Below are 12,933 nucleotides of genomic sequence, written 5' to 3'. Positions count from 1 at the left end.
GTAAAGCCTTGCTGGTCAGGCTCAATCCCTCTCGATCAGCGACCTCGAGATCGTTGCAGCGGCGCTCGCTCCTTGCCGGGTCCCTGCCGCGTCCGACCCGCAGGCTCGACACCCCGCACGGCCGTGTCCCGCACCTTGGCCGCCTGAAACTGCCAGCCCGCCTGCAAATGCGTTCGCACCTTGTCATTTGCCACCTTCATTACCCTGGCAACGGCATCGGGATTGTCGAACAACGCCGCGCGCACCACCGTCTCAATCACGCGAAGCTGGCTCTGGGCCGCCCGCGCATTTTTCACCTGGCTTTGCTCCGACGATGTTTGCCTAGAAGCCTCATCGGCCTGGCGGTGGCCGCGAGCGGGTTCGCGCGATGCCGGCGCCGTGACGGCAGGGGCGATGCTGTTACGGCTCGCATTGCGTTGTACGCGATCCAGCTCCTGCAGATCCCGTTCGCTCGGCCGATATCCCCGAACTTCCAGACCTTGGCGACTGGCTTCGAGCCACGCCGCCCTTCGGAACGTCTCACTGCCGGTAACATGGACGTGTGACCACCCGCGATGGCGAGCGATGGCAACGAGATCGCGCACAACTTCGTCGCTCTCGCTGGAGGTGATGAGCCGTCTGCCCTGGTCGCGGAACGCCGGTTCCTTGGCCTGCGCTGTCGTGAAATAAGCAGGCTCGCCCGACCATTTGTTCGTCGTGGAGAAATAGCGCTTTCGCAAGGCATCCGGAATGTCACCAGACGACGACGCCTGGAGGATGGACGGATCGATCGATTTCCCCTTCTTGGTTGCTTCGGGCGACGATTGCGTCGCGTTCGCCGACTTGGTTGCCGCGTCCTGCGCGATCGTATTGCTACGCTTGCTCATACCGCGTGGCACCACAGGTTTTTCAGCGGCCATGATCTGTCCTTTCCTGGATGAGGGGTGAAGATGACGCCCCTTCCGTCTGCACGAGCGCCCGCTCGATCATCGATGACACGAAAGCGATGGCCGCTGCCTCATCGCCGGGCGGCGGCAAGTCGGTCAGGTCGCCCAGGACCAGCATGTCATCGGTAATCTTAGCCGCGCCCGCCAGTTCACCATCGGTCATTTCCCGCATCTTTGTCTCCTCCAGCAAGGCCCCGCCCGTGCTCTTCGCCGTTGGTCCCTCCGCGTCATTGTAAGGGGACACCACCTGATGCTTGCCTGGCGGCAGAACAGTTGGGGACGTAGCAGCGGGGATAGGCCGCGACGGCAGAATAGGCGGCGACAAAACGCGCCGTGTGAAGCGCGGCATTCGATAAAAGGCGATCTTCCTACCACGAACCGGCGCGATCCCGCCGCGCAGCAACAAGAGCTCGGTCTTGGGCATCTGCATCAGCTCCTGCGGCAGCAGGAGGGCGCGGCGCTGATCGGATTCCGACACGCTGCGATTGGCCAACAGCCCATGAATCGTTCGGCTGCGCGATTTCACATTCATCGTGAAGAAGCCGAGCCGCTCTGAAAGCTCGTTCGCGACCTTCAGCTCCTTGGGCGTGAACACCACCTCAAGCCCGCAATTGGCGATGATTTCGTCGGTAACATCGGGACCATAAATGGCCCGCAGCTGCGCCCGGCTCTGGATCACCGGCAGCAGGCGCAAGCCGTATCCAGCGACATAGGAAAAGCCACCCGCGATGACCGAGGCCTTCCCCAGCCTTGCGAATTCATCGAGCAGGATCAGGACTGGGACATTGCTGGCAGCGTCGGGCAAATCGCGCGTGTTGAGATCCACCAGCTGCTGCAGAAAGAGGCTGTAAACCGGCGCGATCCGGTCGATATTGTCAGGCGAGACACCGAGATAGATCGACATGCGCCGCGCCCGGACTTCGCGCAGGTCGAAATCGCTTGCCGAGGTCGCGGCATCGACCACGGGGTTGAGCCAGAGATTGAGCCGCGCCGTGATCGTCTGCTTGATCCCCGAAAAGGTGTTGTCCGAAGCCGAGGCGAAATCCTGGATTGCCGAGACGCATGCCTGACTTAGGCGCTGTCCCGCCCCCCTCGCCTCTTCCAGGGCCTTGGGAAGATCGCTCTTGGGATCCCCAGTGGTCAGCCGTCGATAGATCTCGCCGATCGTGAAGGGCATGCCAGGATTGGCAGCAACGAGCGCGCCGACGCCGATGAAGGCCGCCCGCGCCGCTTCGGCCCAAAACGGGTCCGATCGTTCCGGCGCGGGGAAGAGCATGACTGCGATTTTCTGAAGCTCGTTGACGACTTCGGTGTCATCGGCTCGCCGGATATGCGCCAAGGGATTGTACCGTGCCGTCCGCCCTTCAGGATCCAACGGATCGAAGAGGTAAACCGATTGACCGGCACGTTGGCGATAACCGGAGCTGGTACTCCAATTCTCCCGCTTCACATCGAGCACGACGACCGAATCCGGCCAGGTCAGCAGATTGGGGATGACAACACCGACGCCCTTCCCGGCGCGCGTCGGCGCTTCGAGCAGGACATGCTCGTTTCCGCCGAAAATGAGGAAACGCCCTGCTTTGCGTCCAACGACAATGCCAGACGGGGCACGCAGCCCCTCGCGTCGGATTTCGCCCTCGCGTGCAAACCGAGCCCTGCCGTGCAAGGATGGGCCTCGCCGCAGGATCGTGAGGACAAGAAGCGCGACCACGGCTGCGCCGGCCATCGCACCCCGCTTGATCCAATCCCCGAGCAGCGGATCACCACGATAATACCAGAGCCAGGCCGGCAGAGTGCCGAGATCGATATTAGGTCCGATCTGCCCGAGTCCGAACAAGGCAACGAACAGGGTAATGACAGCCCACAACAGAATTGCGCCGATCACGCACAGGCCAATCGCCCAGGGACTACGCTGCGCCAGCATCGCCCATCCTCGGCTCGAAATAGATCTCGTCGACCTCAAACCGCCCGCCGTGACGGCGTGTCTGCACAACGACGTCGACGAGCATGCGAAGGAGTCCGCGAATATCGTCGCGGGCGAGATCGCAGCCGCCTTCCGATTCCTTGACGAGCAGCGTCAGCTGTTCGAACGCGCCGGCGGGTGAACCGGCGTGGACGGTCGTGATCGATCCGGGATGCCCGGAATTGACGTTCCTCAGATAGAAGAATGCGGTGCCGTCACGCAGCTCCTGGAGCAGGATGCGGTCGGGCCGCATGCGCAGCGCGCTTTCGAGCAGCTGCTTGGCGCCAACCTTGGCCAGGCCCTGCCCCTCGCTCGAATAGACCATATGGACGACATTGCGATGAGGCACGACCAGCTCACGGGTGTCTTCGATGGTGAGCAACCGCTCCTCCGGTGGGATAAGCTGGATGAGCGCTTTCGCGAGGGTCGTCTTTCCCGAACCCGTGGCGCCACTGACCAGAATGTTCTTGCGTGCCGGAACGGCGACCTTGAAGAATTCCGGCCAGTCGCCCGCGTCGCGCAGCGCCACTAACCGCGCATCGACATCGGTGAGCCCCTTGGCGCTGGCGCGCGTCATCCGGAACAGCCCGGCCCCAGCCAGTTGGTCGATCGGCAGGGTCACGGTCGACGGTTTGCGGATCGTGAAGGAAGGGCAACCGCTTGGGGTGACCGACGGTATGACGATCTGGCAGCGCTCGCCGCCCGGCAGGACCGTCGAACAGATCGGAGACTGACCATCGATATCCTGGTGCGTGAAGCTCGCCGCGGCAACAGCCAGGGTAGAAAGCCAGTCGCTGTCCAGCTCCGGCATCTCCTGCCAGCGCCACCCTTGGCGGTCCTCGATCCCCGCTTCTCCCGGGCGGTTGACCACCAGCTCCGTGACATCCTCCGGTTCCAGGAGGGGCAGGAGCGGCGCGAGATAGTGACGGAGGACGGCGGTATCGCGCATGGCTTACCGCCGCAGTTCCAGATTGTAGACGTCGGCGAAGTTGAAATCCTTGGCGACGAAGATGCCGACCTCCTCGCCCTGATTCTTCTTCAGCACCGGCCGGATATTGATATTGTTCTGCAAGGCAATCGCCGCGCCTTCGCTGGGCGCCCGGGTCACATTGTTGAAATTGCCATTGCCGCTCGAGGCGGCCTGTCCGGCGATATAGGCGGCATCATCGACGAGTGAGAGGAGCAGGGCGCCGCCAAAGCGCGCCCAGAAGAAGCTGTCGACCGCGCCTGCAAGCCCGGCTCGGCCGAGTGCATCGGAGCCAGGCGAGGCAAGATCGATCCGCACGCCCTGGGGCGTTACCGCTCGCGTCCAGAGGACGAACAGGCGATTTTGCCCTTGCTGGATGCCGCCGCGATATTCGCCGAGAACGCGCGTGCCCTTTTCCATGAGTACGACCCGGCCATTCTCGGAATAAACGTCTCGCGGGATCAGGCAAGACGTGTAACCGGGCTGCGCGGAATTGATGGCGGTTTGGAGGATACAGGGGATCAACGTGCCCGCCGTAATCAGAAAGTTGCGGTTCGGCAGCATCGAGGCCCGCGCTTCCCCGATCGACGAGCTTTGCCGCAAAAGATCGAGCGCGTTGGGCGCCCTGCCCTCGCCGCTCTCTGGCGCTCCGGCAGCGTTGTCGGGCGCTTCGCCGGCAGCTCCTGCAGATGTGGGCGCGCCAGCCTCGCCGCCAAGATCGCGACCCCCATATGCAATCAGTGTGGACCGCCGCGCCTGCTCGGCAAGCGTTGGCCGAGCGGTACTGGTTCCGTTCGTCGCCGCGCCCGGCTGCATGGCGGGAACAATCTGGCCGTCAGGGCCGGGAACGCCAGCGGCAGGATTGAGCACCGGCGCGTTGGGGTCCGCCACGGCAGCCTCGAGCGGCCGGGGTTGGGGTGCGACCGCGGCATAATCGACGGTTTCCCGGGCGACGATATCGGGTCGTTCCCGGGCTGCGCCTGCCGGCGCGGTGAGGTCACGAGACGAGGATTGCTGGCCCGTGCCGGAATTCACCCAGAGAATACCCAAGACCATTGCCGTGCCGGCGAAGATCAGCGCGGTGTTGCGCCGCGCGGGCGTCGTGCCGCCGATCGGCTCGATTCCACGCTCGTGAAGAATTTCGTGCCTTTCGGGCGTTGGATCGGCACCGGGCAGCGGGCGCACGACAGGGGACGGTTCATCGGCCATGGTTCATTCCTGCGGATGGGTGATGGTGCGCTCGACGTGAGGCGATCCGGTATTCGTTCCATGATCGACGCCATAAGGTTCGGGCGCCTGGTTATAGATGCACAGCACCTCGCCGCCCCGGCGCAGGCGCAGTTGGCGCGACACCAGATGAACGACGACGAATTCGTCGCGAACGTCGAACGGAACCAGCGTTTCGGACCCGTCTGGCCTCACCAGATAAATGGCAGGAACTTCCCGGTTCGCCGGAAACCTCAGCACGGTGAATTGGCCATTGTCGGAGACCTCCGACGGCTGCAGCTCGCTCGAGCCCTGGACCTTGTAATTCATGTTGCGCGGACCCTCGATCACCGCATGGTCGAGGGCACCGCGAACAGCCTGGGCCTCCAGTGCCGCCGCTTGCATCGCGATCTGTGCCGCTCTCAGGCGTTCGGCCCGCGCCGCCTCGTCCCGCGGATAGCGGAAGCGCACCTGGAAATAGGCTTGGCTAGTGCGACCGGTGATCGGACCACTGCGAGCCGTGAGTTCAAAGGCATAGCTTCTTAACGTTCCGCCGCGAGACGTGGTGACGATAAGGTTGGTCGGTCCAGCGCGTTCGCGCGGCTTGAGGAACAGGATGTGGCCGGCCACCGCCACCTCCCAGGAGACGGTGTCGCCCAGCGCTACATGCCGAATCGTCTCGTCCTCGCTGAGGACAATCTGGGTCGCTGTCCGGAAGGTCCCGACGATGCGATAGACCTGCGCTTCCTCATAATCGACGAACTTGACGCGTGGGTCAGACGCAGCGCCACGCGGGACCTCGACCGCATGGGCAGCAGAAAGGGATGCAAACGCGATGAAAACCGCAGCGACCAATGTGTTCATCGGACCACCTCCGGGTCGGAGCGGTAATTCTCGACCTGGAAGCCGAGCGGGTTCCGATAGCGATCACCTTCGGCCATCGGCGCGTTGGCATAGGCGAAAGTGACCGTGGCGATCCAATCGCTGCTCTGCGTATCCGTCTCGGTCTGGATCTCCCGCGTAAAGCGCACGTTAGCGACGCGATCATTGATAAAGGCGATGTTGCGCACTCGTGCTTGCACAACGACGTTCTTCCCCCAGGCGTTCTGCGGACTGGCGGCATTGTTGTTGCTGAAGAAGCGCGCCCAGCGCTGCTGCTCCGCAGGCTGCGACAGGATCGTCACGAAGCGGAAATTCTCCTCCGCAGCCGCCGGTATCCAGCTTTCACGCGTCCGGACATATTGCGCGAGAAAGTATTTTGTGACCGCTTCATCGTAGCGCATCGGCCGCTGGGTCAGCGCCGTCTGGACATCCACCGCGCCCGTCGTCTGATTGACCCGAATGACATAGGGCACGACGGTCTTGAGCGGGGCCAGCGCGGCGACAGCAAAAATGGATGCGGCCGCAAGGACTGAGGTTACCGCCGCAACGGTCCAAGCAATACGCGTCGATCGCAATGCCGATCGAACCCTGTCCTGGTCCCAGCTTCGCGCTTCCTGGAAATAGCGTTTGAGCCCGGAAGTAGGCACCGCCTCCGCGCCATTGTCAGCAACTCGCATAACGAATGTCCCTTGGCGCAAAGGAAACTTTGTCGTCCGGAGGCGCTGGCACTGCGGGCGGAGGCGGTGGATCGCCCACCTGCGGATGAGACAAGGGAGGAATGGGCGGCGCAGGGCGCGGCATTGTAGTCGCCGGCACCGGCGATCCGGGCAGAACGCTCCCATAGATATTCACGTCCCGCAGATGGTGCCCGTTGCAAACGGCCAGCTTCTTGGGTCCGGATGCGCATGCCGCGAGGCCCAGCAATGGGAGGGCACCCATCAGACAGAACGTAACCGGACGGATGGTGAACGTCGATTTTTGAGGACAGGGCAAGGTCATGGTGATGTCTCACTATGCCGCTTCGATGGAGCCGCCCCGACGAGCGGCGCGCTCCAGATTGCGGCTGTTGCGCGCAATGCGGCGTTGTCGGAAGGGAGATGCCATCGTCCCCCAGGCGGTCCCGGCGAAGGCACCAACCCCGGCGGCGGCCCCGCCCGCAATGCCGGTGGCGATGGCCGGAGCCTGGAAGAAGAATATGGTCCCGAGAAAGAGATAGACCGCGAAAAGAACCGCACCGATTGTCACATCAGCTTTTGATTCGGCAGCTGCGATTGCGATGCTGCCCAAATCAGAAATGAGCGTCGTAATCGCGATGATCACTCCCATGAGAACTATGTAGTTGAAGACCTGCCCGAGCCATCCATGAAAGAAGCGGCGCGTAGGTTCGAACAATGCAAGTGCAATGAAAATTGGCCCGAGGGCTATAATGATGGCCAGCGCTATTTTGGCAAAAATAGTAATTGAAAAACCGATCGCGGCAGACAACCCTGCCAGCGCGTAGAGGCAAACGGCTAGCGCGATCAGCACCAAGCGCATCGGATTAATTTCAATATACGTCGCAGCTTTGGCGCGAATTATGAGAACTATGCTGTCGGCTTGATTGAAGTAGTCATCAAATGCAGCGCCCACGCTGGTGATGGTCCGCCCGGAGAGTGCCTGCGAGAGTGCGTCCGGCATCCCATGAAAAAGAGGCGTGGTGATCCACTCGGAATAGGCGACCGTCGTTGCGGCAATATACAGCAGGCAGAGCTTGACCATTCGGTAGAATAGTTCGCCCCAGGGTTCGCTAATAATGCCGCGCATCACCATGTAGCCGAACAAAGCGATATAAATAACAAGCCCAACGGCGAGCGGCCCGCGAACAACCTCAACGACGTTTTGAAGACGCTCGTTGAGGAACAGGTCTAGCTGATTGTCGACCTGCATATAGAAATCGTTGAACAGTGTAGAGGCCATTGCGGGTCAGCTCGCCGTCAAAGTGACCGCTTCAGGTCATCGAGATCTTTAACGTCCTGAGCATTGACGCACTCGCGGGAACTTGGATGGGTTCCGTTCGCGCAATCCCTGAGCGTTTGATTCCGCAGATCGGAGTTACTGCGATACTCATCTTTTCCGGTCGGCGGTTTGCACCCGAGCAAGCCAACCAAAGTAACGCTTACGACAATGGCCCGGAGCATTACGAGCCTCCCAAACTTGCCGATAGGTCGGCTAAATCCTGCTCATCGTCGCGCTGCATCTGAAGACGACGTTCTGACTCCTGCCGCATCCGCAGCGCCTGCAACTGCAGGGCATCATTTTGGATGTGGGCGTTTTCGACCCCTACCCTTGCCTGGATGTCCATGACCTGTTTGGCGTCCGAAGCCGTATCGAGCGAGGTGCGCAGTTCTTCCAGGCCTGCGGTGCGCTGGGCCGAGACGCCGTAGGCCGACTCCGCTATCGCAGCATCGCGGGCGGCCAGATCGCCGTTTCGCAACAGGTTGTCGCGCGACGCCCGTTCATAAGCGGATGCGCCAGGCCGCAGCTCCGGCAGTGCAATGCGGTTGGCATCGCGAATGCGGGTCGCGGCACTGCCAAGCGATCCCAGGCTGGCATTGTCCGACGACATCAACCTGCCGAGGTCGCGGGCCTCGCGCGGCAGAAGATGGCGCATCGCGTCGGTGGAAAGCGACGGGGCAATGCCGTTGACGTCGGTGACCTGATTGAAGCTACCGTAGAGCTGCTTGGCCTCGGCGATCTGCTCCTTGCCCTGCTCGATCATCGACAGGGTGTTCTTGACCGTGGCGAGCGCCTGCAAATAGCCAGAGCTGTCATAGACCGGTATGCCTTGGGCGGCGGCCGGACCTGCTGTTCCCAGGATAATCGCACCGATCGCTGCGATTTTGCCTTTACGCATAGCTCATCCTTTCCTGCTCGATGGAGACCGACGCTGCTGGTGAAAGACAGGCAGCCAGTTTTCGGGATCGTCGCCGACCTCGACGCGGATGGCATCGAGCAGCGTCACCGTTTCCGTGGTGCCCGAGAGAACTGCCAGCTCGTCGGAGAGACCGCCAAGATCGAGCTCGACGACAATTGAGTCATGCCCTTGCTTGACCAGGAACCGGCGGGATTCCGGATTCAGATCATGGCGGATGAGCTTGAATTCCGCCTGGGTCAGACCCAGTCCATCGACATAGTCCGTTTCGCGGCCGTAGGGGTTGGGAAGCAGTATCTTGGTCGCAACCTGCTCCATGATGCTGTGCGAAATGTCCGAACGCAGCGCATCCGCAGGGCTTTGCGTGCCGAAGACAAGAAAGGCATTCTGCTTGCGGTAGGTCTTGAGGCCGTCCTGCGCAAAGGCGCGGAACGCATCGTCCCCCAAGGCTTTCCAGAATTCGTCGATGTCGATCACAAGCCGCCGGCCGTCGAGGAGACCGTCGATCCGGTGGAACATGTACATCATGAGCGGCGTGCGAACTTCGGGGTTGTCGAGAAAATCGGTCATGTCGAAACCGACGAACGGCGCCTCCAGCGACAAAGCGTCGATTTCATTGTCGAACACCCAGCCGAGCGATCCGCCCCGCGCCCATTTCTCCAACCGGGCACCGATGCCTTCCGGGTCGCGCTGACCGAGCAGCTGGCGAAGCGCGAGAATGGAACGGTCCTCCGGCGCGAGGCGTCCGAGCGAGGTCAGCCCCTCATCGATCATGCGCTCCTGCGTGACGCCGAGCTGGCCTCCGACCGGCGTCACCAGCTGCCGGATCAAGCGCCCCAGGAAGACAAGATTGCGCGGACCATAGTCGAGTGCCCGCAGGGGCGCGAAACCTGTAGGCTCCCCATTCTTCAGCGTCAGATAGATCCCGCCCGCGGACCGGACATAAATCTCCGCGCCGCGGTCCTTGTCGATGAAGATCTGCTGCGCGCCCGTTTTCTCGAGCTGCGCCATCAGAAAATTCTGGACGACGGTCTTGCCCGCGCCGGAAGGACCGATGATCAGTGTGTGACCCAAGTCGCCAACATGGAAGTTGAAATAATAGGGCGATTGCGCGGCCGTCTTCATCATGGCGATCGCAGGCCCCCAATGGTTCCCCTTGGGCCGGCCTGCGGGATAGGTATGGAACGGCGCCAAGGCAGCAAAATTGCGCGAGGTGATCGCCGCCGGCCGCGCCCGCCATGCGAAATTTCCGGGCAGCTGCGCCCAGAACGCTGCTTCGAGCGCTGGTCCTTCGCGCGCCGCCACCAAACCAGCATCGGCCAGCGCCGCACGCGCGGCCGAGAGATTGTCGGCAAGTCGCCTTTGGCTGTCGGCGAAGACCGCCAACGAGAAATGATGCTCCCCGAGCACGAACCGGTTGCTTTGCAGATCGTCGGCGGCATCGGCGAGATCGAGCGCCTGGCTCGCTGCGGCATCCTCGGTCGAGGCCATCTGGTTTTGCCGGCGGCGCAGCCGTTCGGCTGCCCGCGCCTTACCCATGAAGGTGAAGGATTGCGAGACGACAAAGGCGAAATCCTGGCCGAGCAAGGCATTCATCTGTCCCGGGCGCGTCAGCGCGGGATATTCCCTGATGCCGAAGATCCCCTGCCAGCGGCTCGCGTCATGGGCACGGATCTCGACCGTCTCGCGTCCGAAAATCACACGCTCACCGTAAAGCGCCGATCCCAGATGACCGCGGACGAGCGGAACCCTGGATCGCGCCCCCATCATCACTTGCTCGAGCACCTCAAGCGGGGCGGAGAAGATCAGGCCATTATGCTCGTAGAGGGCGAGGCGCGCCGGGCTGCAGCGGCGGAGCAGCTTCTCGATGTCACGCGCCTTCTCCTCGAAGCGCGCCAGTTCGTCGGGATCGACTTCCTCCTCCGCGGCCTTGGCTTTCGCGATCCGCTTGAGCAGCAGCCCGGTCCGGTCGGCCGATCCGACGGCCGGACGCATGAGCAAGGTCAGATAATGCTCATTGACGAACATCCGCTTGGCGGTGACGCGCGCCCGATATTTGCCGTCGAGCTCGGCGGCGAACTTTGAGCGGAACTGTCCTTCGGGATAGTCCCCTACGGCTGAGCGGACGATGTGGGTCCAGATCGCAAGCCGATCGTCGGCGATGTTGCGCCAGGTGCCGTTGAGCTTCTCGTGCCAATCGTTGAGGTGGATCGGATCAGCCGTCTCGAAAGCCAGGCCTTCAAGGCGGAACATCATCATGAGATCGCCGCTATCGAGCGCAATCACATCGGGCGTCACATGGCGGGCATAGGGAAGATAGCGCCCGGGCTCCGCTTCTCGGGCCAGAACCCGCCAGGGCGTCTTGCGCTGCGGCAGCTGGACGGCGGCGCTAGCCACGCGCGAAACCCTTGCGCTTCATCCCCGCGACCGGCAGCGGCGAATAGGAACTGCCGCCCCACCAGCCGCGGTTCCGGCAGCGCGCCTTGGTCAAAGTCCATAACCATAGCAGGCGAAAGGCATTGGCGTCGTGGCGCACGATGAGGCGCGCCACCGCGAGGCACGCGCCGCCGATCGCCACCGCGTAAAGCGGATTTCCGCTAACAATCAGGGTGAGACAGGCAGCAAGCGCGATCGGCAAGGACGCTTCGAGCGGTACGCCCAGCCACATCGTCGGTCGGGTCACCGCAAGGAAAAGCGTTTCCTCGCGCAGCCGCTCGTTCGAGGGCGCTGCCTCCTTCACGCGCCACCTGTGATGGTATCGACGATCCACTGCGCGCTGAAGACGATGAAAATGCCGACGATGACCGTCACCAAAAGGCCAAGGCTCGCCCGTCCGGTGAAGAACATGAAACCGACGATGACGACGGCGATGACCGCGATCGTCTTGGCAAAGGTTCCCGTCAGCCAGGTCTTGATGTTCTCGGCCATGGAGGTGATGCCGTCCGCGCCTTGCGCATGAGCAGGATCGCTCAGCAGCAAAGAGAGAAGCATCGCCAGGCCGACGATGCCGGCGATGCGCAGCAGAAGACGCGCCCATTGGGGCTGGGAGCCCAGGCGGGCGGTGATCGCTGTCATGGATGCTGTCCTTTCTGAGAAGTTGTCCCGTCCCCGAAGACCATGAGCGAGGCTTGCCGGGCATCGGCGGCGGTGTTCCAACCGGCCGCCTGCGTCGCCGCGAGCCCATAGGTTTGCGGTTTGGCGATCGCCGCGTCGGCAAGCTGGACGCGCGCCGGCAGGACCGGCGCTGTTGGCCTGCCGCGGATCAGGGGGACGATGGTCGACGCGCTGGCATAGACCCGGGCGACATAACCATTGCGAAAGCCGCGCCGCCGATCGCCGGTATTGTAGAGCGAGAGCGCTGTTGCGATCGCATGGTCCGAACTCTGGGCCGAGTGCGCCACCGACTGATAGTTGGTCGTCAACACCCGCGCGGCGGCGGCAAGGTTGCGGCACGGCTCGAAGGCATCCTCCACCGACAGACCGAGCCATCCGAGGTTGGCGCTGTTGATCTGCCCCAAGCCCAAGTCGATGTTGTAGCCTTGGCGAATGAGGCGACGCGCGGCGGCAATCGCCTGTGCCCTCGTCGCCGGCACCGGCTTGCGCGCACCCGGACTGTTGACCCCGATCGCCAGCGTGTTGAATCGGCTTTCCGTGTGAACGATCGAGATCAGCGTCTCAGGCGCCACGCTTGGCGCGCATGAGCCTGCAAGGGCGAGAAGACTAGCGACGTCGAGGATCATCGAGCGAGATCCTGCAGCCGCTCGATATGGGCCAGCGAGTAGGTCTCGCGGCGTCCATCGCTGAAGGTCATGACAACCCGGCGCCGCGTTGCGGAATCGCGATCGTAGACCTTGGTACGAGCAACACCGCCGCCGCTACAGGCGGGAAAAGAGCCGCCGGTGGCCAAGCGCTGCCACAGCTTGGTCATGGGCGCGACGCACTGGGCATATTGCGTCGCGCCACTAGGATTGGAAAGGCACAGTAGAACCTGGCAGCCCAAGTCATTCGCTCGCGCGGGAGCCGGTTGAAGGGCGGTGCCCATGGCGAGCACCGCCAGGCTGAGAGTCACGCGTTGCAT

Annotated in this window: 14 protein-coding genes; all 14 read right to left on the bottom strand. The window is 62.7% G+C overall.

From position 1 onward, the window contains the following. Window positions 1–35 precede the first annotated feature (35 nt). A complete protein-coding gene (locus PX554_RS23270; RefSeq protein ID WP_021316578.1) occupies window positions 36–899 on the bottom strand; it encodes an LPD7 domain-containing protein in 864 nt (287 codons plus the stop codon). Further along, the gene (locus tag PX554_RS23265) at window positions 889–2,850 is read right to left on the bottom strand and encodes a type IV secretory system conjugative DNA transfer family protein (RefSeq protein ID WP_140043495.1); all 1,962 of its coding nucleotides are present in this window, start codon (window positions 2,848–2,850) and stop codon (window positions 889–891) included. The genes PX554_RS23270 and PX554_RS23265 overlap by 11 nt, the downstream gene beginning before the upstream one ends. After that, window positions 2,834–3,838 (bottom strand): P-type DNA transfer ATPase VirB11, encoded by a 1,005-nt coding sequence (virB11, locus tag PX554_RS23260; protein ID WP_140043494.1) that lies wholly within the window; start codon window positions 3,836–3,838, stop codon window positions 2,834–2,836. The genes PX554_RS23265 and virB11 overlap by 17 nt, the downstream gene beginning before the upstream one ends. Before the next feature lie 3 nt (window positions 3,839–3,841). Beyond that, complete coding sequence (virB10, locus tag PX554_RS23255; RefSeq protein WP_155187963.1) at window positions 3,842–5,065, bottom strand: type IV secretion system protein VirB10; 1,224 nt, start codon at window positions 5,063–5,065, stop codon at window positions 3,842–3,844. A 3-nt stretch (window positions 5,066–5,068) separates the two neighbouring features. Further along, window positions 5,069–5,926: a P-type conjugative transfer protein VirB9 gene (virB9, locus tag PX554_RS23250; protein WP_155187966.1), complete on the bottom strand. Its 858-nt coding sequence runs from the start codon at window positions 5,924–5,926 to the stop codon at window positions 5,069–5,071. Continuing rightward, on the bottom strand, window positions 5,923–6,621 hold the full coding sequence (locus PX554_RS23245) for a VirB8 family type IV secretion system protein (protein ID WP_155187968.1): 699 nt from the start codon (window positions 6,619–6,621) through the stop codon (window positions 5,923–5,925). Before PX554_RS23245 ends, virB9 begins: the two co-directional genes overlap by 4 nt. A 334-nt stretch (window positions 6,622–6,955) precedes the next feature. Further along, a complete protein-coding gene (locus PX554_RS23240; RefSeq protein WP_155187971.1) occupies window positions 6,956–7,900 on the bottom strand; it encodes a TrbL/VirB6 family protein in 945 nt (314 codons plus the stop codon). 17 nt (window positions 7,901–7,917) lie between these two features. Then, entirely contained in the window at window positions 7,918–8,121 is a 204-nt protein-coding gene (locus PX554_RS23235) for an EexN family lipoprotein (RefSeq protein ID WP_076605730.1), read from the bottom strand. Then, a complete protein-coding gene (locus tag PX554_RS23230) occupies window positions 8,121–8,837 on the bottom strand; it encodes a TrbJ/VirB5 family protein (RefSeq protein ID WP_155187974.1) in 717 nt (238 codons plus the stop codon). The genes PX554_RS23235 and PX554_RS23230 overlap by 1 nt, the downstream gene beginning before the upstream one ends. Before the next feature lie 3 nt (window positions 8,838–8,840). Further along, a complete protein-coding gene (locus PX554_RS23225) occupies window positions 8,841–11,252 on the bottom strand; it encodes a VirB4 family type IV secretion/conjugal transfer ATPase (protein ID WP_155187977.1) in 2,412 nt (803 codons plus the stop codon). Beyond that, a complete protein-coding gene (locus tag PX554_RS23220) occupies window positions 11,245–11,595 on the bottom strand; it encodes a VirB3 family type IV secretion system protein (protein WP_155187980.1) in 351 nt (116 codons plus the stop codon). Before PX554_RS23220 ends, PX554_RS23225 begins: the two co-directional genes overlap by 8 nt. Next, window positions 11,592–11,930 (bottom strand): TrbC/VirB2 family protein, encoded by a 339-nt coding sequence (locus PX554_RS23215; RefSeq protein ID WP_021245259.1) that lies wholly within the window; start codon window positions 11,928–11,930, stop codon window positions 11,592–11,594. The genes PX554_RS23220 and PX554_RS23215 overlap by 4 nt, the downstream gene beginning before the upstream one ends. Next, a complete protein-coding gene (locus tag PX554_RS23210; RefSeq protein ID WP_155187983.1) occupies window positions 11,927–12,595 on the bottom strand; it encodes a lytic transglycosylase domain-containing protein in 669 nt (222 codons plus the stop codon). The genes PX554_RS23215 and PX554_RS23210 overlap by 4 nt, the downstream gene beginning before the upstream one ends. Further along, a complete protein-coding gene (locus PX554_RS23205) occupies window positions 12,592–12,933 on the bottom strand; it encodes a hypothetical protein (RefSeq protein ID WP_155187986.1) in 342 nt (113 codons plus the stop codon). Before PX554_RS23205 ends, PX554_RS23210 begins: the two co-directional genes overlap by 4 nt.

It is taken from the genome of Sphingomonas pollutisoli (assembly GCF_029167165.1).
Classification (GTDB): Bacteria; Pseudomonadota; Alphaproteobacteria; order Sphingomonadales; family Sphingomonadaceae; genus Sphingomonas; species Sphingomonas pollutisoli.
This window is presented reverse-complemented; position numbering and strand designations above follow the sequence as displayed.

Excerpts from the sequence above, each read along its gene's own strand:
- virB11 (WP_140043494.1), bottom strand. The coding sequence starts at position 3,838 with ATGCGCGATACCGCCGTCCTCCGTCACTATCTCGCGCCGCTCCTGCCC.
- PX554_RS23265 (WP_140043495.1), bottom strand. The coding sequence starts at position 2,850 with ATGCTGGCGCAGCGTAGTCCCTGGGCGATTGGCCTGTGCGTGATCGGC.
- virB10 (WP_155187963.1), bottom strand. The coding sequence starts at position 5,065 with ATGGCCGATGAACCGTCCCCTGTCGTGCGCCCGCTGCCCGGTGCCGAT.
- PX554_RS23205 (WP_155187986.1), bottom strand. The coding sequence starts at position 12,933 with ATGCAACGCGTGACTCTCAGCCTGGCGGTGCTCGCCATGGGCACCGCC.
- PX554_RS23245 (WP_155187968.1), bottom strand. The coding sequence starts at position 6,621 with ATGCGAGTTGCTGACAATGGCGCGGAGGCGGTGCCTACTTCCGGGCTC.
- PX554_RS23230 (WP_155187974.1), bottom strand. The coding sequence starts at position 8,837 with ATGCGTAAAGGCAAAATCGCAGCGATCGGTGCGATTATCCTGGGAACA.
- virB9 (WP_155187966.1), bottom strand. The coding sequence starts at position 5,926 with ATGAACACATTGGTCGCTGCGGTTTTCATCGCGTTTGCATCCCTTTCT.
- PX554_RS23240 (WP_155187971.1), bottom strand. The coding sequence starts at position 7,900 with ATGGCCTCTACACTGTTCAACGATTTCTATATGCAGGTCGACAATCAG.
- PX554_RS23270 (WP_021316578.1), bottom strand. The coding sequence starts at position 899 with ATGGCCGCTGAAAAACCTGTGGTGCCACGCGGTATGAGCAAGCGTAGC.
- PX554_RS23210 (WP_155187983.1), bottom strand. The coding sequence starts at position 12,595 with ATGATCCTCGACGTCGCTAGTCTTCTCGCCCTTGCAGGCTCATGCGCG.
- PX554_RS23235 (WP_076605730.1), bottom strand. The coding sequence starts at position 8,121 with ATGCTCCGGGCCATTGTCGTAAGCGTTACTTTGGTTGGCTTGCTCGGG.
- PX554_RS23215 (WP_021245259.1), bottom strand. The coding sequence starts at position 11,930 with ATGACAGCGATCACCGCCCGCCTGGGCTCCCAGCCCCAATGGGCGCGT.